This window comes from Bacteroides sp. MSB163 (assembly GCF_036416795.1).
GTDB lineage: Bacteria > Bacteroidota > Bacteroidia > Bacteroidales > Bacteroidaceae > Bacteroides > Bacteroides maternus.
The window spans coordinates 3,552,161-3,578,220 of the sequence record NZ_CP143867.1 but is presented as its reverse complement, the minus strand read 5'-3'; the positions used below and the strand labels follow the sequence as shown (position 1 = coordinate 3,578,220).

28 protein-coding genes, 1 tRNA gene and 1 pseudogene are annotated in these 26,060 nt (G+C 45.0%); 19 read left to right on the top strand and 11 right to left on the bottom strand.

Annotation, left to right across the window (positions count from 1 at the left end):
* The first annotated feature begins 1 nt into the window (after window position 1).
* Window positions 2-1,177: an MFS transporter gene (locus tag VYM24_RS13230; protein WP_330940225.1), complete on the top strand. Its 1,176-nt coding sequence runs from the start codon at window positions 2-4 to the stop codon at window positions 1,175-1,177.
* Here the strand turns inward: VYM24_RS13230 and VYM24_RS13225 are convergent.
* The 3 genes from VYM24_RS13225 to VYM24_RS13215 form a co-directional block, all read right to left on the bottom strand.
* Window positions 1,167-1,484, bottom strand: coding sequence for an MGMT family protein (locus VYM24_RS13225; RefSeq protein WP_330940224.1), 318 nt, complete (start codon window positions 1,482-1,484; stop codon window positions 1,167-1,169). The genes VYM24_RS13230 and VYM24_RS13225 overlap by 11 nt on opposite strands.
* A 9-nt stretch (window positions 1,485-1,493) precedes the next feature.
* On the bottom strand, window positions 1,494-3,254 hold the full coding sequence (locus VYM24_RS13220; RefSeq protein ID WP_330940223.1) for an AAA family ATPase: 1,761 nt from the start codon (window positions 3,252-3,254) through the stop codon (window positions 1,494-1,496).
* Between the two features lie 98 nt (window positions 3,255-3,352).
* A complete protein-coding gene (locus VYM24_RS13215; protein WP_138292009.1) occupies window positions 3,353-3,541 on the bottom strand; it encodes a hypothetical protein in 189 nt (62 codons plus the stop codon).
* Between the two features lie 167 nt (window positions 3,542-3,708).
* Here VYM24_RS13215 and VYM24_RS13210 point away from each other — a divergent pair, with 167 nt between their 5' ends.
* Window positions 3,709-4,401: a hypothetical protein gene (locus tag VYM24_RS13210; RefSeq protein ID WP_230372577.1), complete on the top strand. Its 693-nt coding sequence runs from the start codon at window positions 3,709-3,711 to the stop codon at window positions 4,399-4,401.
* Between the two features lie 427 nt (window positions 4,402-4,828).
* Here the strand turns inward: VYM24_RS13210 and VYM24_RS13205 are convergent, their stop codons facing one another.
* Together VYM24_RS13205 and VYM24_RS13200 are read right to left on the bottom strand one after the other, a co-directional pair.
* The gene (locus tag VYM24_RS13205; protein ID WP_330940222.1) at window positions 4,829-6,499 is read right to left on the bottom strand and encodes a leucine-rich repeat domain-containing protein; all 1,671 of its coding nucleotides are present in this window, start codon (window positions 6,497-6,499) and stop codon (window positions 4,829-4,831) included.
* A 7-nt stretch (window positions 6,500-6,506) separates the two neighbouring features.
* Window positions 6,507-6,719 (bottom strand): hypothetical protein, encoded by a 213-nt coding sequence (locus tag VYM24_RS13200; RefSeq protein ID WP_299089810.1) that lies wholly within the window; start codon window positions 6,717-6,719, stop codon window positions 6,507-6,509.
* Between the two features lie 290 nt (window positions 6,720-7,009).
* On the opposite strand from VYM24_RS13200, the gene VYM24_RS13195 reads away from it, so the two are divergent.
* The 5 genes from VYM24_RS13195 to VYM24_RS13175 all read left to right on the top strand — a co-directional run bounded on the left by VYM24_RS13195 (window position 7,010) and on the right by VYM24_RS13175 (window position 9,743).
* Window positions 7,010-7,462: a GNAT family N-acetyltransferase gene (locus tag VYM24_RS13195; RefSeq protein ID WP_138292005.1), complete on the top strand. Its 453-nt coding sequence runs from the start codon at window positions 7,010-7,012 to the stop codon at window positions 7,460-7,462.
* Window positions 7,463-7,495: 33 nt separating this feature from the next.
* Complete coding sequence (locus tag VYM24_RS13190) at window positions 7,496-8,242, top strand: GNAT family N-acetyltransferase (protein WP_195209873.1); 747 nt, start codon at window positions 7,496-7,498, stop codon at window positions 8,240-8,242.
* Between the two features lie 38 nt (window positions 8,243-8,280).
* Entirely contained in the window at window positions 8,281-8,553 is a 273-nt protein-coding gene (locus tag VYM24_RS13185; RefSeq protein WP_007666010.1) for a zinc ribbon domain-containing protein, read from the top strand.
* A gap of 136 nt (window positions 8,554-8,689) precedes the next feature.
* Complete coding sequence (locus VYM24_RS13180; RefSeq protein ID WP_288529676.1) at window positions 8,690-9,412, top strand: GrpB family protein; 723 nt, start codon at window positions 8,690-8,692, stop codon at window positions 9,410-9,412.
* 16 nt (window positions 9,413-9,428) lie between these two features.
* A complete protein-coding gene (locus VYM24_RS13175; protein WP_288529678.1) occupies window positions 9,429-9,743 on the top strand; it encodes a nitrous oxide-stimulated promoter family protein in 315 nt (104 codons plus the stop codon).
* A 183-nt stretch (window positions 9,744-9,926) separates the two neighbouring features.
* On the opposite strand, the gene VYM24_RS13170 is transcribed toward VYM24_RS13175, so the two are convergent.
* Together VYM24_RS13170 and VYM24_RS13165 are read right to left on the bottom strand one after the other, a co-directional pair.
* Window positions 9,927-10,391 (bottom strand): MaoC family dehydratase, encoded by a 465-nt coding sequence (locus tag VYM24_RS13170; RefSeq protein ID WP_007666016.1) that lies wholly within the window; start codon window positions 10,389-10,391, stop codon window positions 9,927-9,929.
* A 26-nt stretch (window positions 10,392-10,417) separates the two neighbouring features.
* On the bottom strand, window positions 10,418-11,188 hold the full coding sequence (locus VYM24_RS13165; RefSeq protein WP_288243044.1) for an SDR family oxidoreductase: 771 nt from the start codon (window positions 11,186-11,188) through the stop codon (window positions 10,418-10,420).
* Between the two features lie 191 nt (window positions 11,189-11,379).
* On the opposite strand from VYM24_RS13165, the gene VYM24_RS13160 reads away from it, so the two are divergent.
* The 6 genes and pseudogenes from VYM24_RS13160 (at window position 11,380) to VYM24_RS13135 (ending at window position 15,520) form a co-directional block, all read left to right on the top strand.
* The gene (locus VYM24_RS13160) at window positions 11,380-12,237 is read left to right on the top strand and encodes an ion transporter (protein ID WP_299089829.1); all 858 of its coding nucleotides are present in this window, start codon (window positions 11,380-11,382) and stop codon (window positions 12,235-12,237) included.
* 55 nt (window positions 12,238-12,292) lie between these two features.
* On the top strand, window positions 12,293-12,718 hold the full coding sequence (locus VYM24_RS13155) for a secondary thiamine-phosphate synthase enzyme YjbQ (RefSeq protein ID WP_138291999.1): 426 nt from the start codon (window positions 12,293-12,295) through the stop codon (window positions 12,716-12,718).
* Window positions 12,719-12,727: 9 nt separating this feature from the next.
* Window positions 12,728-12,880: pseudogene (locus tag VYM24_RS13150) on the top strand (GNAT family N-acetyltransferase); the annotation flags it as partial.
* A gap of 10 nt (window positions 12,881-12,890) precedes the next feature.
* A complete protein-coding gene (locus tag VYM24_RS13145; RefSeq protein WP_130069768.1) occupies window positions 12,891-13,616 on the top strand; it encodes an SDR family NAD(P)-dependent oxidoreductase in 726 nt (241 codons plus the stop codon).
* Between the two features lie 83 nt (window positions 13,617-13,699).
* Complete coding sequence (locus VYM24_RS13140) at window positions 13,700-14,680, top strand: lytic transglycosylase domain-containing protein (RefSeq protein ID WP_007666030.1); 981 nt, start codon at window positions 13,700-13,702, stop codon at window positions 14,678-14,680.
* Between the two features lie 171 nt (window positions 14,681-14,851).
* Window positions 14,852-15,520 carry an MgtC/SapB family protein gene (locus tag VYM24_RS13135; RefSeq protein ID WP_330940221.1) on the top strand — a complete coding sequence of 223 codons (669 nt, stop codon included), beginning with the start codon at window positions 14,852-14,854 and terminating at the stop codon, window positions 15,518-15,520.
* A gap of 5 nt (window positions 15,521-15,525) precedes the next feature.
* Here VYM24_RS13135 and VYM24_RS13130 read toward each other — a convergent pair whose 3' ends face one another.
* The 3 genes from VYM24_RS13130 to VYM24_RS13120 all read right to left on the bottom strand — a co-directional run bounded on the left by VYM24_RS13130 (window position 15,526) and on the right by VYM24_RS13120 (window position 17,919).
* Complete coding sequence (locus VYM24_RS13130; RefSeq protein WP_299089841.1) at window positions 15,526-16,296, bottom strand: TIGR03915 family putative DNA repair protein; 771 nt, start codon at window positions 16,294-16,296, stop codon at window positions 15,526-15,528.
* Window positions 16,297-16,310: 14 nt separating this feature from the next.
* Complete coding sequence (locus VYM24_RS13125; RefSeq protein ID WP_330940220.1) at window positions 16,311-17,576, bottom strand: putative DNA modification/repair radical SAM protein; 1,266 nt, start codon at window positions 17,574-17,576, stop codon at window positions 16,311-16,313.
* 169 nt (window positions 17,577-17,745) lie between these two features.
* Window positions 17,746-17,919: a histone H1 gene (locus VYM24_RS13120; protein ID WP_007213067.1), complete on the bottom strand. Its 174-nt coding sequence runs from the start codon at window positions 17,917-17,919 to the stop codon at window positions 17,746-17,748.
* Between the two features lie 155 nt (window positions 17,920-18,074).
* Here VYM24_RS13120 and VYM24_RS13115 point away from each other — a divergent pair, with 155 nt between their 5' ends.
* The 6 genes from VYM24_RS13115 (at window position 18,075) to VYM24_RS13090 (ending at window position 24,516) form a co-directional block, all read left to right on the top strand.
* Window positions 18,075-18,716, top strand: a complete 642-nt coding sequence (locus tag VYM24_RS13115) for an AlbA family DNA-binding domain-containing protein (RefSeq protein ID WP_291553937.1) — start codon at window positions 18,075-18,077, stop codon at window positions 18,714-18,716.
* Window positions 18,717-19,001: 285 nt separating this feature from the next.
* Window positions 19,002-20,393 (top strand): alanine/glycine:cation symporter family protein, encoded by a 1,392-nt coding sequence (locus VYM24_RS13110; protein ID WP_330940219.1) that lies wholly within the window; start codon window positions 19,002-19,004, stop codon window positions 20,391-20,393.
* Between the two features lie 122 nt (window positions 20,394-20,515).
* On the top strand, window positions 20,516-21,142 hold the full coding sequence (locus VYM24_RS13105) for a hypothetical protein (RefSeq protein ID WP_291553939.1): 627 nt from the start codon (window positions 20,516-20,518) through the stop codon (window positions 21,140-21,142).
* Window positions 21,143-21,590: 448 nt separating this feature from the next.
* Window positions 21,591-23,684 carry a KamA family radical SAM protein gene (locus tag VYM24_RS13100; protein ID WP_299089844.1) on the top strand — a complete coding sequence of 698 codons (2,094 nt, stop codon included), beginning with the start codon at window positions 21,591-21,593 and terminating at the stop codon, window positions 23,682-23,684.
* Window positions 23,685-23,792: 108 nt separating this feature from the next.
* Window positions 23,793-24,368, top strand: a complete 576-nt coding sequence (locus VYM24_RS13095) for a uracil-DNA glycosylase family protein (RefSeq protein WP_291553942.1) — start codon at window positions 23,793-23,795, stop codon at window positions 24,366-24,368.
* Window positions 24,369-24,443: 75 nt separating this feature from the next.
* A tRNA-Trp gene (locus VYM24_RS13090) sits at window positions 24,444-24,516 on the top strand.
* A 79-nt stretch (window positions 24,517-24,595) separates the two neighbouring features.
* Here the strand turns inward: VYM24_RS13090 and VYM24_RS13085 are convergent.
* A complete protein-coding gene (locus tag VYM24_RS13085; RefSeq protein WP_330940218.1) occupies window positions 24,596-26,044 on the bottom strand; it encodes a calcineurin-like phosphoesterase family protein in 1,449 nt (482 codons plus the stop codon).
* Between the last annotated feature and the right edge of the window lie 16 nt (window positions 26,045-26,060).

The following is a 26,060-nucleotide window of genomic DNA, read 5'->3' as shown; positions in this document are numbered from 1 at the left end:
CATGAAACAGGAACTAAAGGAAAATCAGGGAATACCGTCGTCCTTACTTTGGACACTCGCCATCATTTCAGGAGTAACGGTGGCTAATATATACTACAATCAACCCTTACTGAACCGTATCAGCCGCGATCTGAACATCAGCGAGTTCACCGCCAATCTGATAGCCATGTTCTCGCAGATAGGCTATGCGCTCGGATTGCTTTTCATCATTCCATTGGGCGACTTATACCGCCGGAGGAACATCATCCTTGTGAATATCTCCGTGCTGGTGGTCTCCCTGCTCACCATTGCCCTGGCTCCCAACATCCACCTGATACTTTTTGCCTCCCTGCTGACAGGTGCATGTTCCGTCATTCCGCAAGTGTTCATGCCCCTTGCGGCGCAATACTCCACCCCCGAAACCAAAGGGAAGAATGTGGGCATCATCCTTTCGGGATTGCTGACCGGTATTCTGGCTTCGCGCGTAGTGAGCGGCATCGTAGGCGAATACATGGGCTGGCGTTTCATCTACTTCGTTGCCGCCGGACTGATGATTGTCTGCCTCATCGTCATCATCAGGATACTTCCGGACCTCCCTTCCAACTTCCAGGGGACATACTTCGGCTTAATGAAATCCCTGTTCTCCTTAGTCAGGAAATACCCCCAGCTACGCATTTTTTCGCTACGTGCAGGTTTTTCATTCGGTTCCTTCCTCGCCATGTGGAGTTGTCTGGCTTTTAAGATGGAGCAAGCGCCTTTCTTTGCGGGAAACAATATCATAGGTATGTTGGGGCTTTGTGGCATAGCCGGAGCACTGACGGCATCGTCCATCGGCAAATACATACACATTCTCGGAGTGAAACGGCTTACTTACATAGGTTGTACGCTGATTATCAGTGCATGGATCACCCTGTATGTGGGGCAATACAGCTATGTAGGCATCATAGCCGGTATATTATTGATAGATATAGGGATGCAATGCATTCAGCTTAGCAACCAGACAAGTGCATTCGCCCTTTGTCCGCAAGCCTCCAACCGCATCAATACGATTTTTATGACTACTTACTTCATCGGAGGTTCCACGGGGACTTTCCTTGCCGGAACTTCGTGGCAATATTTCGGTTGGACGGGAGTGATAGGGACAGGTATTTTGTTGACGAGCTGCTCGTTGATTATCAACATCTTTGCTAAGAAATAGATTCTTTCAAGATTTCCCAGCCACATGCCTTGAGGTCAACGCATCCGTTCTTTCTGAAAACGACACCTTCCTTTTCCAATAGTTCGCGCTGTTCCGGCCAGAAAGGTGCCAGTCGTCCCTGGCTGTTTACCACCCGGTGGCAAGGGAGGTTCCGTTCTTCGGAAGCGTTGTGCATAGCCTGTCCCACCATGCGTGAGCACTGGGGGCGACCTACAAGATAAGCGATTTGCCCGTACGTCAGTACGCGCCCCGAAGGGATGGAGGCGACTACGCTATATACTTCATTTCGGAATGATACCTGATCCATAACGGCTGATTAAATAACTTCTTCGCACACCCGCATTTCCATACCTTTATATACAACCACAATCTTGTGCAACTGGGTGTTGCCGATGGCACGCTTCACCGTATCCGTATCGGCGTAGCGGTTGGCTTGGGCGATGGCTTCCTGACGGAGTTTTTCCACAAGGGTTTCGGGGTCTTTGTACTTGGCATATTTCAGCTCCACGATATAACTGTGCGTCATGTCGGAGTAGATGTCCAGCAACGGGCAGAGGAAGATGTCTACATAGCCCGCTTGCGTGTCCTGTTCGGAGACGGGGCGGTAGAAGCGGTTCTGCGCGGTCATGGCAAGGGTGAAGCCGTGAACAAAGAACTCGCCCTTCTGCTTGTCGCGTTGCGAGGCATACGTCTTCAGGCAGTCGGCAATGTAGCCGAAGTAGGCTTGCCAGTCGCCATCATAAGCGAGTTGGCTTGCCAGTTCACTCTTTTCATAGCTGCTGAAACTCAGGTCTGCATCGTTGTAAGTGTTTAAAAGATAGGTATAGAGTTGCTCCTGAACCACCAGATTGGGGATGGTCAGTTTGGTTTTTCCTCTATGCATTCCGCTGATGGTGAGCATACCGAAATAGTAGAGCAAGCTCACGAAGTTGTCGGGGTTGGTGATGCTGGAGGCGGGGAAGCCACTCTTCAGTTCACCGGTGATATAGCTCTGACTCACCAGCGTCTGAATGACGGAAGCATCGTGGGCAAACTCCTTGTCCTTGCGAATGAGCATGCGCAGTTTCTCGTAGTCGATGCGAATGTTATCTTCCACCATATTTTGTGGTGCCTTGCCACGCATTATATAATTTTTAACGAAGTAGAGCACCATGTTTGAATTATACATCGTGGTTTCACCGTAACACTCCTGTGCGAAGCAATAGTTGTCATACCACGGCTTCATGATTTCTATCAACTCGTCAACGGTGTGATTGAAGGGGCTGGTGGTTGAATAGTAGGTCAGCATTTCCCGCACTTCCTCTTCCGTGAATCCCATCATCTGGTTGAACTCCGGCGTGAGAGAATAGTTGGTTCCGATGTTGAATCCACTGGTGAGGTCGTCCATCGTCACGGGGCTTACACCGGTGATGAAGCAACGCTTGATGCTGGAGTAAGTTCCCGCTTTCACTTTGTTGAAGAAAGCACGCAAGTAACCTTCGCCATGCGTTTCGTTGGTATAGCGGTGCAGGCTTTCGGGGTCGGCGAGGATGGCGTTGGTGAAGTGGTCGTACTCGTCGATGAAGAGATACATTTTCTGTCCGGCACATTCGCAGGCCTGGTAAAGGTAATCCAACTGTTCCACGGCTCCGCTCACGGCACACAGACCTTCCAAAGTGCCTTGCGGCAGAAGGTCGGCATATATTTTACAGAAGTTCTCGAAAGTAATTCCACAATGCGCATCCAGTCCTTTGCGGTAATTGTTCAACTCGCCGGTGATGCCGGAGAAGTTGAGGTATAGCACCAGATAGCTGTTGCGGTCCGGTGTGGGATGCTGCCCGATGTAGAGGTCACCAAAGAGTGCCTCAAACTGGTCGCGGGTGTGCACGTCGTAGTAATGTTGCAGTAGGTTCAGCGTCAAGCTCTTGCCGAAGCGGCGGGGGCGGATGAAGAAGAAGAAGCGGTCCGCCTCCTCTATCATGGGGATGAAGCGGGTTTTATCCACATAATAATAATTGTCGAGGCGAATATCCGCAAAGTTCATCATGCCGTAAGGGAGACGTTTTCTGCCGGGTACTATGTATTTCATTGGGTCCATAATCTGTCCTCCTGCTATTTTAAAAAGTAATCCAATTTTCTATTTGAATATTCTCTATCCTATTAAGATGCTTCACATTTTCCGTGACCATAATACAATCAATAGTTTCTTTCATCCTTCCATTTACCGAGATGCTTTTCTATCATCTCATCAGTCCTGTTTTTGCGGGCATCTTTACCGGCAATAACAGAAGCGGTCAACCGGGTGGCTAATCGCAATTTTATATCATCATTCAGTGACTTTAGCATTTCCCAATAGGTTTCGGTCAGCTTTACTATATTGTCCATAACGCTCTGTTTTTTAATGTAACAAAGATACAGGTTTATCCCCAATATACAACAAACCCGATATAAAATAGTTATTCATGCCAATCAGTAGTTGAAATTCATATTAACCTGATTAATTGCAGTTTGTTTTGGTTACCTTTGCGGCCGCAATATCAATCACTAAAAAAATGATAACAAGAACAATGAATCCCTTCGCACTTAGAAGGGAGATGCAAAACGACATATTCGAGAACATAGTTCCTTACCTCAGAAGAAATTATGATTCAAAAATACGCAGGGCGATTATTAAAAGCCTTCATTTGCCGATGATATTTAATCCGATTCACTATTTCAGCAAGACAACAAATAATGATTGGTTTATATTCTATTATGCAATAACCAAAAAGTTGGCCGAGGATGCCGCGTGTATCGCTATATCCCAGGTGCAAACCGAAGAAGGAACTTATGTTTACGAATACATTATTGCCGGCGATCATAACATCTATATTTTCCCTCCTCATTTTTTCTCCCGCTATCATTCAAGGTTTTTAAAGGGTGCCGCGATTGGCAAACAAGAACTTATTAACCAATATATAAAGAATAATTATTTAGGCTTTATTCTTGCTTTAGGCTCAGGGCGGGATAAATGTGCACTAAGTTCTCAAGACGGATATGCAATCGGAGACGTTATTAGCTGGCAAGAACGTATTTTTATGTTCAAGACGTTTATCTCTAAAGATTTACTGAGAAAAGACCAAACGTTTGCGAAGTTATATGACCAACTTCAAGAGCAAAATCTGCTAAATTACATTGTAAGCTTAAAGAATCCCGATGATTTTTTATTGAAAGAATACAACCTTTATCTGAACGCAAAGTTATAAATGCAGAATGAAAAAGAGTCCGGTGACCGCTCCGAAGCTAAAAAATCTTTCGATCGCCTATAATTTGCAATCCGCCGGTATTGCATTTTGTCCTGACTTTATTGCATTTTGTCCCGATTACATTACAGTACACCCTTCTCAGACACTTCTGGGGTATGTGGAACAAAAAAAGCACGGACAAACCGTGCTTTTTCCCAAATGCCATAATTGTAAGTTTTTAAAGTGAATATATTGTTGCTCTATTATCTGTTCCGTCTCCTCCCACCACTATTACTCCGGGCAAGTGAAACTTCCCGGAGGAGGCTGAGCCTTGACTGTGCCGAAGTTGAACTTTGACGATGCCAATGTTGAACTTTGACCGCCTCAAAGCTTAACTTCGGGAAAAGGCTTATTCCGTGTCGGGAGAGGGAATGCCCCCCGATGTCAATCATTGAAAGCCGATGCTTTTCCAAATAATGTATTCGGAAGACCATCTGTTACCGTCGGAGATTGTGGGGACGGCACTGCCACCCGCTTGCTTGTCGGCGTTCAGCACGAGGGTACACTCGGCGGAATTAAATGCCTTTTCTCCGGAATGGGTTTTGTTCTGAAAAACAGTTTCGGTTATTGTTCTGCCGGCATCATCTATATAAACGAAATTACCGGCGGCGGTGGCTTCTATCCGGGTAAGAGAGCTGCATCCCGTAACGATATAATAGCCGAACCGGGTGCACTGCGGTATTTTGAGCGTTTGCAGACTCGTACATCCGTAGAAAGCCTCATCGTCTATCGCCGTCACATTATCCATCGCGAGTTCCGCCAATGAAGTACATTCATTAAACGCGTCGTTATCAATCCGGGTAATCTGCGAAAGATTCACCGCAGTCAGCGCAGCGCAGCGGACAAAAGCATACTCTCCGATTACCCGCACGTCATCGGGCAACTTCACCTCCTTCAAGGCGGTGCAATCCTTAAAGGCGCGGTCGGGCAGTGTTGCCTCTGTCCCCCAGCCCGTCACTCCGGTGAGGTCGCATTTCGTGATTTGTGTATTATCGGCAAATGTACCTTTCGTACCGCCCATTCCCGTCTTGGCAAGGTCGCCCTTGAGCTTGATTTCGGTGACGTCGGCATTGAGGATGGCTTGGATAGCGGCCTTTACTTCAACAGTAGAGGCATACTGGTCCACATCGATAGGTTCGGTGGGTACTACATCTTTCAGTGTTACTTCTGCCACGTATACGTTTCCCGCTTCTATCATGATAGTGGGCAGGGCGGCTATATACTTTTTCCCTTCGCTATCGGTGGCGGTTATCATCATCATCTCGGATATATAACAGGGCACGAGGGCAGTATAGAAAACATTATCCGATGAGGTAAGGGAGAGGTTTTCTATTTTCTCCATGGGTATTTCATTTGAATAGAAATTGTAGACGGGAGGAAGGGAGTACAGAAGCACGTCTGCCGCACGAGACACATTGCTCAGTTGCAGGCCAGTGATGGTTGTTCCGGCGGGTATTCCCTGTATGGTAAGTTTCAGCGCCGCCGTCAGGGGAAGGAAGCTGAAGCTGACGGTGGGTTCTCCCTGATAGGTGGCCTCGGCACAGATGGTGTGCTTTATGTTCTCCGGAGTTCCGTCGCTTGTGATGTCGGGGATGCGCAAACTTGCCATTTCCGGCCACCCGGAGGCTTCGTCAGCCGGAACTTTCGTGAGAGTAAAGTTCATGTCGGGCAAGCCGTGTTGGTAACAGGCGTACAGTTCATCGCCCGTTTCTGTTCCCGCAGGCAAATTCCCGGTGAATTCGGTGTTTTTGCCATCCGAGCTGAGTGAACTTGCTTTTTGTTCAAGGATGGATGACGTTTCTCTAGTCCTATTATAAAGGTATATCTTTTCGCCACTTGCCGCCCACTTCACTATGAGCTTTCCGTTGCCTTCCGCGTTGGTTTGGTCTTCGTATATCAGGCGAGTATCTACTCCCGTACCGGGCATGGCGGCGGTGACGGTTATCTGTTTTCCCGGGGCGTTGCCGTTATCGGGAGTTTCCATTGCCGGTTCGTCCTGGCTGCATCCTGCCGCCATTGTCAGGCAGAAGAGGATGGAAGGTATGATGATTTTCTTCATATAGCGCTTATTTTTCAATGGTGAGAATATCGTTGATAAGGTCTTCCAGGTCACTGCCGGATGCGGCGCGGCCATAGCCGGTGGAACGGGTGCGGCCGGTGCTACTGCCCCAAGGTCTTTGCGGCATGTCGCCCAGACTACTTGCCATAATTCCCTCGCTTTCCATCCGTATCACCTCGATGGCGGGGGCGGTGTACTTTTGTTTTTCTGTTGGTTTCATACTCGTCGTCTCCTGTCTTTTGTATAATGAATACTGAATTGTTTGCCACGAAATTACCGCACAGACGTATTCATGCCAAATAATATCAATTATCTTTCGTTCAATCGAACGAAAGATAATTTCTCATACGCTGAAAAGGTGGAAAATCAACGAAAGATAATTCAAATCATCGGCGATAATGTTATAAATGAGAATTTATCAGTTGACAGCCAATTAACACAAGAAAATTGTCCGTCTCGTTTCAATTGCCTATCTTTGGGGAATTTGAAAACAATTCAGTCAATACTGTCATGATTAACATCGTACCTATCTTAAAGAACAAGAAAGAATTCCTCGAACTTCTCCTTCTCGCAGACGAACAGGAATCCATGATTGACCTCTATCTGGAACGCGGAGAAATGTTCGCCCTCTACGACGGAGACTTAAAAGCCGCCTGTGTAATCACCGACGAAGGGAACGGAACCTACGAAATAAAGAACATTGCAACCTATCCGCATTATCAACGCAAAGGATATGGAACACGGTTAATAAAGTTTTTGCTGGAACACTACAAGGACCGTTATCAGACGATGTTAGTGGGCACGGGAGACAGTACCTATACCATACCGTTTTACGAACAGTGCGGCTTCACCTACTCCCACCGTATACCCGATTTCTTCATCAAGAACTACGACCATCCCATGTATGAGGACGGAAAACAATTGCGGGACATGGTTTATCTCAAAATCAGCAAGAATGGATAACAAAAATCTATATACCAATACCAAAAGAATAATATGGAATTTATCACATTGAGTCCGGATAACGTTATGAGCGAACATTTATGTTGCGCCATTTCTGATAAGAAGCATCAAACAGGTGTAAATGATAAGCGGAACTGGTTGGCAGAACGCGTCAAAGAAGGGCACGTCTTCCGCAAACTGGATGTACAAGGCAAGGTGTTTATCGAGTATGCCCCGCTGGAAAAGGCTTGGGTGCCTGTAACGGGGGATAACTATCTGTATATCTACTGCCTGTGGGTGGCAGGTAGCTACAAGGGAAAAGGATATGGAGAAGCTTTGTTGCAATCGTGCATTGACGATGCCAAGGCACAAGGAAAATCGGGTATCTGTGTGCTGTCTTCCAAAAAGAAGAAGCCTTTCTTGTCCGACAAGAAATTTATGCTGAAATATGGCTTCAAGGTAGTGGATGCCATTCATGACGAATACGAATTATTAGCCCTTTCCCTTGACAGCAGCCAACCGCAATTCACGACGGATGCACGGAAACAGATTATTGGAAACAAAGAACTGACTATATATTATGGTATGCAATGTCCGTACATCCCCAACTGCATCGAGCAGATTTATAATTATTGCGAGAATAATCAGATACCTTTGCGGTTGATAGAAGTCGATACACTGGAGAAAGCCAAGCAACTGCCTTGCATCTTCAATAATTGGGCGGTATTCTATAACGGAAAGTTCGAGACTGTGCATCTACTGAATGAAGGATTGCTAAAGAAATTGCTGCAATTGAAATAAGAATACATATTTATAAAACTCTAAAATCAAGAACAATTATGGAAATGAAATTTTGCCAGAGCTGCGGAATGCCGCTGACATCCAATGAAGTTTGCGGAACAAATGCTGACGGTAGCCTCAGCGCAGACTACTGTACTTACTGTTATCAGAATGGAAAGTTCACTCAGGACTGCACCATGGACGAAATGATAGAACACTGTGCTCAGTTTGTTGAGGAATTCAACAAAGACTCGGAACAGAAAGTGACTAAAGAAGAGGCAATTGCCATGATGAAGCAAGAGTTTCCGAAGCTGAAACGCTGGCAGAATTAATTGCCAACATCTTGCCAATGCGATGGCAAGAAAAGACAAAAGAATAACCTGCCGAAGCATAAAAAAAGCCCGTAATAATGTCCCCCTTTACCAGGAAAAGCGTACTTTTACAACACAAATAAAAACGAATCCCGTTATGAAACAATTGACAGAAATGTCCGATGAAGAGTTAGGAACATTGTTTCCCATCATCTTGACTGAGCATAAGAAAGACTGGGCTAAATTATACGATCAGGAAGAAAGAATACTTTACGATACTATTGGCAAAAACATCTACCGCATTGGCCATATAGGAAGTACTGCCGTCGAACAACTAATCGCAAAGCCAACCATAGATATATTATTAGAAATCAATGGTGAAACCAACACCAACGAATTAATCAAAAGTCTGGAGAGCATAGGTTATATTTATTCTCCACAGCCTCAAAAACCTGCCCCGCACATGATGTTCATGAAAGGATATACCCTACAGGGGTTTCAGGGACAGGCTTATCATATCCACGTAAGATATGTCGGACATTGGGATGAGCCTGTTTTCTGCCACTACCTCCAAACTCACCCGGATGTAGCTCATGATTACGGAGAACTCAAGAAGAAATTAAAAGAGAAGTACGAGCATGACAGAGAGGCATATACGGAAGGGAAAACAGAGTTCATCAGACACATCGTTCAATTGGCAAAAATGCTACCCAAAGAGAAGAAAAGTGTATCTGCTGAAAAAGAAAAATACGGAAATGCTTATCTGCCCTGGGAAGAAAAAGCTGATAACTACTTGACAACATTATACAATCAAGGAAAAACAATTGCAGAGCTATCTGATATTTTCGAACGGGAAAAGGGGCTATCCGCTCACGATTAAAACATTTGGAACTTATATGAAACACTCTCGCATCGAAAATGAAAAGCAAACCGTAGAACAGATGATTCGCCTCTACTGCCGGAAGAAAGAGGGGAACGGAACACTGTGCCCGCAATGCAGGGAATTGTTGGAGTATGCGCAGACACGGCTTTCACGTTGTCCGTTCGGAGACGGGAAATCAACTTGTCGGATTTGTACCGTGCATTGCTATAAGCCGGAAATGAGAGAACGGATGAGAGTAGTGATGAGATGGGCAGGACCGAGAATGTTGTTCTATCATCCGGTGGCGGCTATCCGGCATTTGTGGCAGGAATATATTAGGAAGAAATAAGAAGGAGTATCAATTCATATCTGTGCAGAAATGAGTTTTCACCACAGAGTAACACAGAGTCTCACGGAGTTCTATTCTTTTGATTTCAAATTGATTAAACTCTGTGATACCCAGTGCTACTCTGTGGTGAATTAATTCATAACCCTACAGATATAAGTTAATCCCAATGGAGAAAAGGATACCTCAATTGAAATAATACAAGAACACTGCAATCCCCTCAAGCGCTTTCTTAGGCTGATCCTTTATTTCAATTGTAAACTTAATCTCTGCTTTCGCCACACCACGCAGATTTGCCAGCGAATGTAACTTCGCCACCAGACGCACGCTTTGTCCCGACAACACCGCCTGCCCGAACTTCATCTGCTCCATACCGTAATTAACCATCATCTTCAGGTTGTTTACCTCAATAATCTGGTTCCACAAATGCGGAAGCATAGACAAAGTGAGATAACCGTGCGCAATGGTAGTCTTGAAGTGACTTTCTGTTTTTGCACGTTCCGTGTCTACATGTATCCATTGATGGTCCAACGTAGCATCTGCAAACATATTGATGCGCTCTTGCGAAAGTTCTACATAATCAGAAACGCCAATCTGCTGGCCTACCAGCTTTTCAAATTCCTCGTACGAGTTGATAATTACTTTTTCCATTATTCTCTTTTTATATTTAATAGTTTCTACGGTTGATAATCCCAACCATAATCATTATGATAAATCATTAGTTTACTCATGCCTCCGTCAATCGTAATGTTCTCCCCGTTGATAAAGGAGTTCCGTTCGTCACAAAGGAAAAGAACTGCACGGGCTATATCAGCCGGTTCTCCTACCCTTTGCGAGGGATGCTGCATGATGTCTCCTTCCGTATATGCCGGCACATAATCCTCTTCATGATAGCTTCCCGTATCAATCCAACCGGGAGCAATAGAATTCACACGGGCAACTCCCGAAAGACTGACCGCAAGCGCATGAGTCAGAGCCGTTATTCCACCTTTGGCTGCCGTATAACTTTCCGTATTAGCCTGCGACTGGAAAGCACGGGTAGAAGATATATTCACAATAGCACCTGCACCACTGAAATAGTCTTTAAACGACAAAGCCAGGAAATAAGGAGCCGCTACTCCCACACGTTGCACATACAGGAAGTCTTCATACGAACAGTTGCCCAATATTCCTCCATTTGTCAGGCAAGCATTATTTATCAGACAGTCAATCTGATCTTCTATGGATAAGACAAAGTCTACAAAATCCCGCAGCGTCTGTTCCTCGGCAATATCTCCGACAAAGCCTGTAACCGAAAGCCCTCTTTCCGACATCTTTCCTTCCGCCTGTTCCACCGCCTCGGGTGTCTTATCAATGAAATACACCGTATATCCCGATTCCGCAAACATCTCGACAATGCAACGACCGATACCGGCAGCTCCACCTGTTACTACACATACTTTATTCATACGCTCTTTATTTTAAGTATGATGAACAAAACCCCGATAACGAAGGTTATTATTCGATTCATGGTTGTTTACTTTTAAATCGTGAAAACAGGTAACAAATATACTCCATATTCCAGCAAGTTACAAAAAGTCAAGTACCCTTTTTCTCATTCGGAAAGGTTTTCCTACTTTTGTAACAAACATTGTGAAACATGAAACTGAAAGATAAATTCACAGAACTGATGCATAATCAGGCTTTGAAGCGAAAACTATATGTCATCATATTCGAAGCTGACACACCTGCCGGGAAGCTATTCGACGTTACCCTGATCTGGTGCATATTGCTTAGTGTGGGACTTGTTATCCTGGAAAGCCTGCAAGGATTACCGGTATGGCTGAAAACTCCATTCATTGTTATGGAGTATTTACTGACCGCCTTCTTTACTTTCGAATATATCACCCGGTTGTATTGTTCGCCCAACCCTTCCAAATACGCTTTCAGTGCTTTCGGAATCATCGACTTGCTGGCTACACTGCCGCTTTATCTCGCTTTCCTGTTTCCCGGAGCACGCTATCTGCTTATTATACGGGCATTCCGCCTGATACGGATATTCCGCGTTTTCAAGTTATTCAATTTCTGGATGGAAGGGCAAATGCTACTGACAGCACTACGAGACAGTAGCAAGAAAATCGCAGTTTTCTTTATGTTTGTGGTGATTCTGGTGATATCTATCGGAACAGTGATGTACATGATTGAAGGAGGAAAACCCAATACACAGTTCAGCAATATTCCCAACAGTATTTATTGGGCCTGCGTCACCCTTACCACCGTAGGTTACGGAGATATAACTCCTGTCACCGCCTTGGGGAAATTCCTTTCGGGTTGTGTCATGCTGATAGGTTACACTATTATTGCAGTACCCACCGGCATAGTTTCCGTATCGCTGATGAAAAGACATGAAAAGAATGTAGCAAGAGAGTGCCCCAACTGTCACAGGCGAGGACACGAAGAAAGTGCACAGTTCTGTAAGTATTGCGGATCATCACTTGATAAAGCCCCTAAAGAATAGAAAGACTTTCATACTAAATCATATCGGTAAATAATAACGCATAGAAATATATAAAATGGAACAATTTTTTGTTACTCAAAGAGAATTTACCCTACGTCCCCGTACACGTGGCTTTCACCTGATAACGGATGAAATAATACGTAACCTGCCGCGTCTGCCGCAAGCCGGACTTTTACATCTGTTCATCAAGCATACCTCTGCCGGACTTAGCATCAATGAAAATGCTGATCCGGATGTCCAGACGGACATGGAAGCCATCTTCAACCACCTGGTGAAAGAACGGGAACCCTACTATATGCATACCTGTGAAGGAGATGACGACATGCCCGCCCATGCTAAATCGACTCTGACAGGTAATAGTCTCAGCATACCTATCACTGATGGTAGACTGAATATGGGTATCTGGCAAGGTATATACCTCTGTGAATTCCGCAATCATGGCGGTGGAAGAAAAATAGTAGCAACCGTCATCGGACAATAAAATATATGAAAACAAAGTTTCCGCAAAGTGGATGTCAACGAACAAAACGAACAGGCTTTCCGCTTCTACCGTAACAGAGGCTTTGAAGTAATAAGCCGGGATGAAACAGATGCACAAGGCAAGCCCTTTCCCATCCTGCACATGCAATTAACAAACTACTAATACAGTAATTATGAAACGAGCCATTATTATAGGAGCCACCTCCGGCATAGGAGAAGAAGTTGCCAAACTGCTAATTCAGCAAGGTTGGCACATCGGTATTGCCGGAAGACGGGAAGAAGCATTGGAGAAACTGCAAGCCACCGCCCCCGGGCAAATCGAAATCCAACGTCTGGACGTAACAGATCCAGATGCCCCTACCCTACTGGAGACACTTATCCGGAAGTTAGGTGGCATGGATTTGTTCTTCCTCAGCTCCGGCATAGGAAGTCAGAACCCAGACCTGAAACCGGAAATAGAACTAAATACCGCCCGTACCAACGTAGAAGGATTCACCCGCATGGTGACCGCCGCCTTCAATCACTTCAAAAACGAAGGAGGTGGGCATATCGCTGTCATCAGCTCCATTGCAGGCACCAAAGGATTGGGCATCGCCCCGGCCTATTCCGCAACGAAATGCTTCCAGAATACTTACATCGAAGCCTTGGCACAACTCTCCCGGATGCAACACTTGAATATCCATTTCACAGACATACGCCCGGGTTTCGTCGCTACCGACTTACTGAAAAGTGGCAAGTTCCCCATGCTTATGCAAGCCAATCAGGTAGCGAAGAGTATCGTCCATGCCTTGAACCGGAAAAAACGGGTCATTGTGATTGACGGTAGATACCGTGTAGTTGTCTTTTTCTGGCGAATGATCCCCCGGTGGTTATGGGAAAGATTGCCTATAAAGAACTAAGATTCGTTGTAAAGACACCATAGTTCTTGCCTCATTCCCGTAAATATTGTATATTCGACCTCGAACCAAACAAACTTTTGAAAATGAAAAAAAACTCAATACATATCCTAATAGTTACCTCAGTTGCTCTATGCGCCGGTGCCGCACTTCCATTTCTGTTTGGGCACAGCACGATAGATCCTGAACAGCAATCCGTTAAATCCGAAGTTCCCTATTGTGTCACCTCCCCTTCCGTACCGGATAAAATCACCTTTGCCGGACAGGAAATTGACCTGACACGCTACGATCATCGTGAACGCATGGACCGTGAACAAATGTCGTTCACCTATATGCACTCCACCACCATGCTCACCATCAAGCGTGCGAACCGCTTCTTTCCCATCATAGAACCCATATTGAAGGAAAACGGTGTACCCGACGATTTCAAATACCTCGCCGTAATAGAGAGTAACCTCAACACCCTTGCCCGTAGTCCGGCAGGAGCAGCCGGAATGTGGCAGTTCATGCAAACTACCGGACGCGAATTCGGCCTTGAAGTAAACCCCAATATCGACGAACGTTATCACGTGGAAAAAGCCACCCGTGCCGCATGCCAGTATCTGAAAGATGCCTACCAAAGATATGGTAACTGGCTTTGCGTAGCCGCTGCTTACAATGGTGGACAAGGCCGCATCTCCTCTGAACTGAAAAAACAGCTCGTAGATCAAGCCGTAGACCTTTGGCTTGTAGAAGAAACTTCCCGTTACATGTTCCGTCTGCTTGCCGCTAAAGCCGTCATCAGTAATCCGCAGCGCTATGGCTTTTTACTGAAACGGGAACATCTTTACCCTGTCATTCCCTATACAGAGATCAATGTAACAACAAGTATCGACAATCTGGCACAATTTGCCAAGAGTAAAGGTATTACCTACGCCCAACTGAAGGATGCCAACCCATGGCTGCGCGATAGTTCTTTACAAAACAAAAGCGGACGTACATACGTTCTTAAAATACCGACACAGGCGGGAATGCACTATGATCCGAAGAAGACTGTGCCGCATAATAGGGCATGGGTTATAAATTAAGTACTTTTCTTTTGTCTTGAGACAAAAGAAAAGATACCAAAAGAAAAACTCAAGGCTGCACTTCCGGAGCTACTCCGACACTGCCATTGCCTCTTTCTTTTTGGTATCTTTTTCTTTCGGGGCAAGCCGAAAGAAAAAGTACAGTAACTTAAAACACAGAAAGGAGCCAATATGACATTAGATTTCGATTTCGTACTCAGACTATTAGTAGCCGGCATCTTAGGTGCCATCATCGGCCTGGACAGAGAATACCGTGCCAAAGAAGCAGGATACCGTACTCACTTTTTAGTATCATTGGGCAGTGCCCTCATCATGATTGTTTCCCAATATGGCTTTCAGGACATTATCAAAGAAAACAGCGTCTCGCTGGACCCGAGTCGTGTAGCGGCCCAGGTAGTCAGCGGTATCGGTTTTATCGGTGCCGGTACCATCATATTACAAAAGCAAATAGTCAGAGGATTGACTACTGCTGCCGGAATATGGGCTACAGCAGGCATCGGTCTGGCGGTTGGAGCCGGAATGTATGTAATAAGTATAGCCGCTACCCTGCTCACTCTGGCAGGATTGGAACTGCTCAGCATCCTGTTCAAAAGTGTAGGGATGAAAAGCTCCATGATAACATTCTCTACCGGAAATAAGGATATCCTTAAGGAAGTATCCGATCGCTTTAACTCCCGAAATTATATGTTAGTCTCCTACAAAATGGAAAGATTAGGTTTCGGAGATACAGAAAGGTATATAGTGACTATGATTATCAAATCCAAGCGGAGTAATGACGAAGGACACATGCTGTCACTTATGCAGGAATGGCCGGATGTGACAGTAGAACAAATCGAATGATCTTGTTACTGCTTCTCTGTCATGTGTTTCCAGTAACGTATAGGCATATCTTGTTTATGCTTCCGCGGATTTAGCCGTTCTTTGATACAGATGGCTTTAAAGTACGTCTTCCATAGTTGCTGAAAGAGTTTTTCGTCCTCGTCCATCAGGCTTTCATCCAGCATACCTGTGACCAGATGGCCCTCGCGTGAACCTTCTTCAAAAGTAACCTGACGTACTTCTTTCAAATCATAATAGAAGCCATACGCCCGTTTTATGTCATATATCAGCCAAGGTTGATCGGCAAAACGATCCTTAAAATGATCGATAGCCAGTGGTAGAGCATTCTTTTCCGGTTCTACCGCAGCAAAGAAGGTGCCGTCGGCAGCTTTCTGAAAACGAATAAACTGGAGCATACGAAGACGTTCCCAATCCACCCGCTTCCACATACGCGAGAATTCCAGCACATCCGGATCGGCAAAATTGGTTTCAATGGAACGGGGAGCATCAATTGCCTTACGAATATAGCGGAACAAAAGTATCGGAGTTTCCTGTTCCTCCGCCAGCCAACATTGGGCAAGGCAAGACAGAGCACCGGAAGAAAGTTTCTTCTGCAAACCACGCCATACTCGCTTCGCCTTTTCTTCTTCAGTGATTACCGTGAAAACTTCATCATGAAATAAAGGCAATGGCTCTCCTTCCGGAAACAATGCATCAGGAAAAACACGACGGGAATAAGCTTCAAAAACAGAAGTCAGTAAGCCCTCGAAAGTACTATCAAAAACAAATATATTCATGGAAAAAAACTCTCTTAGTCACGGAAATCAAGCAACAACTGCCTTTCGTCCACTTTCTTCTTGTTCGGCTTCGTAATCAGCAAACTGCGCACTGCTTGCGGAGTCATTTCATTCACTGTCTTCATAGGGAGTTCATGGCAAGTAATAAAGTACTGCGCTTTTTTCATCACCACTCCTATCTTCTTTAACTCATAGAAACCTAACTTAGAAAAACGACGGGATGCCACGATCAATCTTGCCGACTTCACTCCTACCCCCGGAATGCGCAATAACATCTCATAATCCGCCCGATTGATATCTACCGGAAACTGCTCCGGATGGCGTAAGGCCCACGACAGTTTAGGATCAATCTCCAAGTCCAGGTCAGGATATGCATCATCCACAATCTCTTCCACCTTAAACTGATAAAAGCGCATGAGCCAATCTGCCTGATACAGGCGATTTTCACGTACCAGCGGTGGCTGCTTCAGGGCGGGCAAACGCGTATCATACGTATTCACAGAGATATAACCAGAATAATAAACACGCCTCATTGTAGGTCCTTTGTAAAGAGCTGATGAAAGAAAAAGAATATCTTTGTCCGTTTCCGCTGTAGCCCCTACAATCATTTGTGTGCTCTGTCCGGCAGGAGCAAAACGTGGTGCATGACGGTGTTTTTTCCGTTCCTCCGAACTTTCCAGTACGCCTTGCTGAATATAGCGCATCGGTGCATATACACTCTTATGGTCTTTTTCCGGGGCAAGAAGTTTCAGATTCTCCTCTTTCGGTATTTCTACATTGACGCTGAGGCGGTCGGCATACAGCCCCGCTTCATTCACCAGTTCACGACTGGCTCCGGGAATACTTTTCAAATGGATATAGCCATTGAAACGATGCACTGTGCGCAAGTCTTTTGCCACGCGCACCAAGCGTTCCATGGTATAATCCGGACTCCGCACCACACCACTGCTCAGGAATAATCCTTCTATATAATTGCGGCGATAGAACTCCATCGTCAGATCTACCAACTCACTGACAGAAAGCGTAGCACGCGGCAAATCATTAGAGCGACGATTGATGCAATATGCACAGTCGTAAATGCAATAGTTCGTCAACATCACCTTCAGCAGTGAAATGCAACGTCCGTCCTCAGCAAAACTATGGCAAATGCCCCAACCACCGACAGTATTACCCAACATACCGGATTTGTTGGAACGCACGGTACCGCTAGACGAGCATGAGACGTCATATTTGGCCGACTCCGCCAGTATTTTCAGTTTATTGAGGACGTTTTCATTCATATCCACTACACAACTTATAATTGGGCCAAAATTAGCAATTCGAAGAGAAGGAAACAAATAATGGGAAGTTAAATAATGAATAACTATTCAGAGTATCTTCATACCTGTAAAACCAAAAAAGACCGCTCTCATTGAGACGGTCTTTCAATTCTTTCAGTAAGCGTGCTTATTATTTAGCAGCTTCCAAAGATGCTTTGCGGAATGCTTTCATTGATTTTTCGATTTCCAAAGAAGCCTTACGTGCACGAGTACCGGCAGCTTTGTTACCATTTTCAATCTGAGCTTTTGCATCTTTCTCGAATGCTGCATACAATTCAGCAACTTTTTCAACTAATTCTTTCATAATCCTTTTCTTATTAATATTACTTCGTTAATAATGTCTGGCAAAAATACACTCTTTCTTGAAATAAATGCAGAAAAACAATATTTTTTTTGAAATAATCCGCAAAAATAGCACAAAAAGGCGTCCTCTGGCGTTTTTTATCTACTTTTGCAGGTATGAAACCCCTTACAGATACGGAATACATACACATGCTCATAGCCGAAGGCGAACACCAAAGGCAGGACTTTAAATTTGAGATTTCCGATGCCCGTAAGATCGCGAAAACGCTCTCCGCCTTTGCCAATACGGACGGCGGGCGGTTGCTGATCGGAGTTAAAGATAACGGAAAGATCGCCGGAGTTCGCTCTGACGAGGAACAATATATGATAGAGGCGGCAGCGCAAATGTACTGTCAGCCGGAAGTGAATTATACCATGCGGACCTTTCAGGCGGAAGGACGCAGCGTGCTGGTAGTGCAGATTGAGGAAAGTCTGCAAAAACCCGTATATGCCAAGGATGAAACAGGAAAACCGCTGGCTTATCTGCGCATCAAGGACGAGAATATACTTGCCACACCGGTGCATCTGCGTGTATGGCAGCAATGTGGCAGTCCGCGGGGAGAGCTGATAACTTATACAGAGCGCGAACAGTTGTTGCTTGACTTGTTGGAAGAAAATAACAGTCTATCGCTGAACAGGTATTGCAGGCTGGCACGCCTTTCCCGACGTGCAGCGGAACATTTACTTGCCAAGTTCATCCGATTTGATATTGTAGAACCAGTATTTGAAGGTCATAAGTTTCACTTCAGGCTAAAGTAAATGATTATTCCTCAATCCTGACTTTTATTTCTTGGGGATGAGTAGAAAGTTATTTACAGAAAAGAGGAGCCGGACACAGTCGTTACCTTAGGGTATCTCTGTCGTTACTTGAGGGTGCCTCTGTCGTTACCTTAGGGTACCTCAGTCGTTACTTGAGACAGCCTCAATATAGCACACTCACAATCAATCAGTTATAAGCGTATCTTTTGTAATCCTTAGAATCATAAATTCAGACAGAAGAACCGACTGTTTATCATTAAACAAGTAAATATAAAACAATATAGCATGAATATAATCAATTCAATCAACGATATTCTCTGGACCTATATCCTTATCGCTCTGCTTTTGGGATGTGCCCTTTGGTTCACGCTGAAAACCCGCTTCGTACAGTTCCGCATGATAGGTGAAATGGTACGTTTACTGAGTGACTCAGCAGGAACAAACGGCAAGCCAGGTGAAAAGCATATCTCTTCATTTCAGGCATTTGCCATCTCCATTGCCAGCCGCGTAGGTACGGGCAATCTGGCGGGTGTAGCCACCGCCATCGCTGTAGGCGGACCGGGAGCAGTGTTCTGGATGTGGGTCATTGCCCTGTTTGGTGCTGCCAGTTCATTCGTAGAGTCCACATTGGCACAATTATATAAGGTGAGAGGCAAAGACTCTTTCATTGGCGGTCCCGCCTATTATATGCGGAAAGGATTGAAACAACCGTGGATGGGTACTGTATTTGCCGTACTCATTACGATAACTTTCGGCTTCGCCTTCAACTCCGTGCAAAGCAATACACTGTGCGCAGCTTTTGAACATGCGTTCGGTTTCGACCACGCCATTGTAGGAGGGGTTATTACCATAGCCACGCTGCTTATTATCTTTGGTGGTGTACAGCGCATTGCTAAAGTAAGCAGTATCATTGTCCCCATTATGGCATTGGGATATATTGCTTTGGCACTGATTATTGTAGCTATCAATATCACCGAACTTCCTGCCGTTATCAAACTCATCGTCAGCCATGCCTTCGGCTGGCAACAGGTATTGGGTGGTGGTGTAGGTATTGCATTGATGCAAGGCATCAAGCGGGGATTGTTCAGCAATGAAGCAGGTATGGGTTCCGCTCCCAATGTGGCAGCCACCGCACACGTCACACATCCCGTAAAGCAGGGGCTGATACAAACCTTGGGCGTTTTCACCGATACATTAATTATATGTACCTGCACCGCGTTCATTATACTTTTCAGTGGTGCGCCACTGGACGGCTCTACCAACGGGGTACAACTTACGCAACAGGCACTAACGAATGAGATAGGTTCAGCAGGAAGCATTTTTGTTGCTATTGCTTTGTTCTTCTTCGCCTTCAGCAGCATTCTGAGTAATTATTATTATGGAGAAGCCAATGTACGTTATCTTACCCGTAAGAAATGGATATTGAACTTTTACCGTATTCTGGTAGGTGGCATGGTGCTATTTGGCGCGCTCGCCGCACTGGATGTGGCCTGGAGTCTGGCAGATGTCACCATGGGATTGATGGCGCTCTGTAACCTGATTGCCATCAGCCTGCTCGGTAAATACGCTTTCAAACTGCTGGAAGACTACCATGCACAGAAACGGGCGGGTATCAAAGACCCTGTTTTCACAAAAGACCGTCTCAAAGAGGTAGAAAATGACATAGAGTGCTGGTAAGAGATTTATGATTTATAAATTATGATTTTATACAATTGTTGGTGTAAATCAACTTATTTCGTACTTTTGCAACCGCAATTGCCCCGGCAATTATAAATTATAAATCATAAATCATAAATAAGATGGGTATATTTGCCAAACTATTTAAAAAGAATTCCGAGGGTACTTCCTCCAAAAACGTGGAAGATTTCGTGTCACTGACACGCGTTTATTTCCAGTCCGTGATTGCCGCTAATCTAGGCATTACGAACATTCGTTTCGTACCGGATGTAGCCAACTTCAAACGCCTGTTCAAAATACCGACTCAGGGCGGACGACTGGGACAAGCCGAAAAGACTGCTTCACGCAAAATGCTGATGCAGGACTATGGACTGAGTGAAAACTTCTTCAAGGAAATCGATGCCTCCGTAAAAAAACATTGCCGCACGCAGAATGATGTGCAGACATACTTGTTTATGTATCAAGGCTTCTCACAAGACCTGATGATGTTGATGGGCAACTTGATGCAGTGGAAGTTCCGCGTTCCCTCAGTTTTTAAAGGTGCACTGCGCAGTATGACCGAAAAGACCGTACATGACGTCTGCACCAAGACCGTATGGAAAAAGGACGATGTACATAAGACGGCTATGGCAGTCCGCCAGTATAAAGAGCGTCTGGGGTATTCAGAGCAGTGGATGACAGAATACGTGTACAACGTTGTGCTACTGGCTAAAAAAGAACCGAAAAACAAAGCCACGGAAGAGAAATAAGCTTGAAACATCTATCAGGTAAAAACTGTTATCAAAAGAAAAAGTTTTCTAAAGAAATAATCAATAGAAAGGGCGAGAAATGATATACTCGCCTTTTTTTGTTATTTTTATGCAACTTTTTTGCTCGAAGGAGCAACAACACTTTATGCAAAGAGATTGTTGTAAGATATAGCGGGCTTTGCCCGCTAAGCTACAGGCTACAAGCTATCAGTGCACAAACTATTGCACTGGCTAAGTTAAAAAAACTCTGATAAGTTGATAGTTCAAAACCTATTGGTTCAAGTAATCTGATTATTCAGAAGATCCGGTAATTCAAATAGCTTGATTTAGGCTCGATAAATCAGGCAGCCTTTCAGGCTATTAGAGTTTCTGTATCAACAGAACTCTCCAGCTGCAGCTCGTAACTTGTAGCTAACATTCAGTATTAATCATAAAAAAACAACCGCTTATGAAACAAAAGAAAATGCTTGCACTCACTTTATCCCAGTTGAAGCAACTTTATCGAAATGAACTTCCCGAAATTGTACGCATCGCCGAACAGAGCGACGGTACGGAAAGCTTCAAGCAAGGCATTTCGGAATTCATTACCAATCAGGCTGATACGGAGAGTGAAGTTATCAGGCAAATTCGACTTCTGATTGAATATGACGGCAGGGAAGTCCATGAACTTTCTACCGATGAACAAATGATTGTTTCTACCCTGTCACTTCTGTACGCGTTTCTTACCGGAAACCTGGAAGAAGATGTGGAAACAGATGTGTTCCTGGATATTTTCCAGCAATTCAAACGCTTACAGCATCCTGCTGCCCCACTCCCCACACCCCAACGCGTTAAAGCGTGGACCGAGCGCTGGCCCAGCGGACTGGACGAAGACGTACAAAAAATCCATGCCAAAAATAAAGAGCGTATTCAGCACGCATTGATACAGAAGATAGAGCACCGTACCGCTGTTTCCCGCTACCACTTTGAAGAGGGCATCAGTTACGAAGAGAAATACCGTCTCGTCAGCGAATGGTGGAACGATTTCCGTTTCCATCTGGCCATGGCTGCCAAAAGCCCTACGGAACTGAATCGCTTTCTGGGCAATTCACTTTCTGCTGAAACCATGTATCTGTTATCTCGTGCCCGCAAGAAAGGAATGCCTTTCTTCGTTACGCCTTACTATCTGCACTTGTTAAATCCCGGCAGCACAGGATACAACGATGAATCTCTGCGCAGCTACATCCTCTACTCCCCGCAACTGGTGGAAACTTACGGGCAAATCCGCGCTTGGGAACGTGAAGACATAGTAGAAGTTGGAAAACCCAATGCGGCCGGCTGGCTCCTGCCCGACGGGCACAATATCCACCGTCGTTATCCAGAAGTAGCCATCCTCATTCCCGACACTATGGGACGCGCTTGTGGCGGGCTTTGTGCTTCCTGCCAGCGCATGTATGACTTCCAGAGCAAACGACTCAATTTTGAGTTTGACTCCCTGCGTCCTAAAGAAACATGGGAGAAGAAATTACGCCGTCTGATGACTTACTTCGAGGAAGATACCCAATTGCGTGACATCCTCATCACAGGTGGAGATGCCCTCATGAGTCAGAACAAGACGCTAAACACAATTCTGGAAGCCGTTTACCGTATGGCTGCCCGTAAACGGAAAGCCAATCAGGAACGTCCGGAAGGAGAAAAGTATGCCGAATTACAGCGTATTCGTCTCGGATCGCGTTTGCCAGCTTATCTGCCAATGCGTATCAACAATGAATTGGTAGAAATTCTGCGAACTTTCAAGGAGAAAGCATCCGTCATCGGTATCCGTCAGTTCATCATTCAAACGCATTTCCAAACTCCACTGGAGGTTACTCCCGAGGCAAAGGAAGGTATTCGCAAATTATTATCGGCAGGCTGGCTGATTACCAACCAACTTGTGTATAACGTAGCTGCCTCACGTCGGGGACATACCACTCGCCTACGCCAGGTACTTAATGAACTGGGAGTTGTCTGTTACTATACATTCTCCGTAAAAGGTTTCGAAGAAAACAACGCAGTCTTTACACCAAACAGCCGTTCCATGCAGGAACAGCAAGAAGAAAAGCGTTTCGGCAAACTAAATAAAGAAGATGCCTTCAACCTGTCTGCATCGCTCGAAACCGCACTTGATCCTGCATCCTGTATCCGCCACTTCCTGAAGATACATCATCTTCCGTTTCTTGCCACAGACCGCAGCGTGTTAAACCTGCCCGCCATTGGCAAGAGCATGACGTTCAATCTGGTGGGAATGACCGAAGACGGAAAGCGCATCCTTCGTTTCGACCACGACGGAACACGTCGCCACAGCCCGATAATCAATCAACTCGGACAAGTATATATCGTAGAGAATAAGTCCATAGCCGCGTACCTGCGACAACTGCGTGCCATGGGAGAAGATGTGGAAGACTACGCAAGTATCTGGAATTATACGGAAGGCAAAACCGAATCACGGTTCAGCCTGTACGAATATCCGAACTTCCCTTTCCGCATCACAGAAAAGATGAGTAATCTGGAAATAGCAGAGTAACTTCCGGAAATAATCTATACTTTTGCATAAGAAAATCACAGAGTCGTCTGAGAAGTCTGAATCATATTCCGGGCTTTTCAGACATTTTTTATCCTAAAAATAGTAAATATGGAAATCGAACGGCACCCTTTAGAACCCTTTCTTCCTGCTAACGCCCGTTTGTTGATGCTGGGAAGTTTTCCACCTCAAAAGAAAAGGTGGTCGATGGAGTTTTATTATCCGAACTGGAACAATGATATGTGGCGGATTGTAGGACTCTTGTTCTTCAATGATAAGAACCATTTTCTGAACGAAGCGGCAAAAGCTTTCGACAAAGATCGCATTATCCCTTTCCTGCAAAAAAAAGGCATTGCCCTATTTGATACAGCTACCGCCATACGACGGTTGCAGGACAATGCATCCGACAAATTTCTGGAAGTTGTAGAACCTACGGATATTGAGGACATGCTCCGTCGCTTACCGGAATGTAAAGCCATAGTTACTACAGGTGAGAAAGCAACGGAAACTTTATGCGAACAGTTCTCTCTTGAAAAGCCGAAAGTGGGAGATTTTACAGAGTTTGTTTTTGATGACAGGCCTATGCGGCTCTATCGGATGCCCTCTTCTTCGCGCGCTTATCCGCTTGCTTTAGAAAAAAAAGCAGCAGCCTACCGCATTATGTATCAGGACTTACAGATGTTATAAGATGAGAGAGCGTTAAAAAAATCGCTCATCCCTCTTGCATATTTGAAAGTTTACATTACCTTTGCAGCCGCAAACACGGGAGTAGCTCAGTTGGTAGAGCACTGGTCTCCAAAACCAGGTGTCGGGAGTTCGAGCCTCTCCTCCCGTGCAAGATGAAAATAGCTGCAAGTTTTTATTTGTAGTTATTTTTGTTTATAAACCCGTCATAAACAAGTAGTCAAAACCTGTCATTTCAAATCTACAGTTTGAGTAAAGTTCTGACCGAAACGATTCGTTGCTACGATCTTCACTGATTTAGCCTTATCCGTAGGACGTACCCGGAATAAGTGCGATGTATGATACCTTGTAGCCTTTCCTTCTTTCATTGTAATATAATCTTGATCCTCATCGTCAAAAGCCTCCATTACGCCCGGTTTCTCAACACCGTCTTCATAGTAGGATAACTTCCATGCCGGATCATAATCCCAAACATTAACCACCAGATATTTAGGTTGGCTCTGAAACTCCCCCGGCTTATATACACGAAACTGATAATCGAATGGACGACCGGTAGCCTTATACTGCCAGGAGATGTCATCACCGATCACATTTACCACCAGATAACCATTGGGAGCACCGCAACGATTTACATGTCCTGCCCACCAAGCACCACAAGCAGCACCAATATTATGTTCATAGATAACAGGAGTCACAATGCGGTTTTCATAAAAATGAGTATGACCGACAAAGATATGCGTCTTATAATCTCTTAGTATCTCAAAAAGTTGTTCGGCATTACGGGCATTTGCTCCTCCCCTACCCGTACTGTTAGCCGTAGGAGCATGAAGATTCAACAGTACGGTAGTACCAGGCTTCACATAGCTCAGATCCTTTTTCAACCATTCCAATTGTTCAGGGGTAAACTGCTCCGTATATTTCTTCTTACCTTTATAATCTATGTCTTTCATCGAAATAATATGCACTTTCCCTACATTAAGAGAATAATCCGTCGGTCCAAAATGCTCACCAAATACTGATTCCCCGTATTCTTCCTTATTCGTAGCGAGGCTCAGTGCCGTATATTGCTGATTAAAGTCGTGATTACCAATCACATGATACATGGTTAAGTCCAAATCAGAGATAACCTTCTTATACGAATCATACAAAGGCATAACATCCCAGACGATATCTCCCAGAACCATTCCGTAAACTTCCTGCGAAGACAATTGCTTCAATGTTTCCTTCAAATCAACCACAGTTTCCGAAGCAAAGCGATCCAACTGTTCCTCATTTCTTGCCTGCGGATCAGAGATAGCTATAAAGGTAAAATACTGAACCGGCTGTTCTCTCTTCACCAAGCTGAAATCACAACGATTCTTTTTCTTTTTTGCATCAATCCGGGCATAATAGCCAAGAGGCAATGCATTCTCTACATTAGTTTTGTAGTCCGCCGGAACAGAAAGATAAACGAATTTAGACTGTGCGGGATCAGATACCAACTGATAACGCCCTTTATCATCAGTCTGCGTAAAATTAACGCCATCTGTCACAACAACACCTGTAACAGGTTGTTTCTGCGTATCTGTCACCACACCACTTACGACAATCTCTTTTTTAACGGGTTGGTCTGCTGCATACCCTCCTGCTGCAAATAAATTCAGCAAAAGTAGCAAGGATAAAAAACGAATTGATTTCATGTTTCTTCTCTTTTTA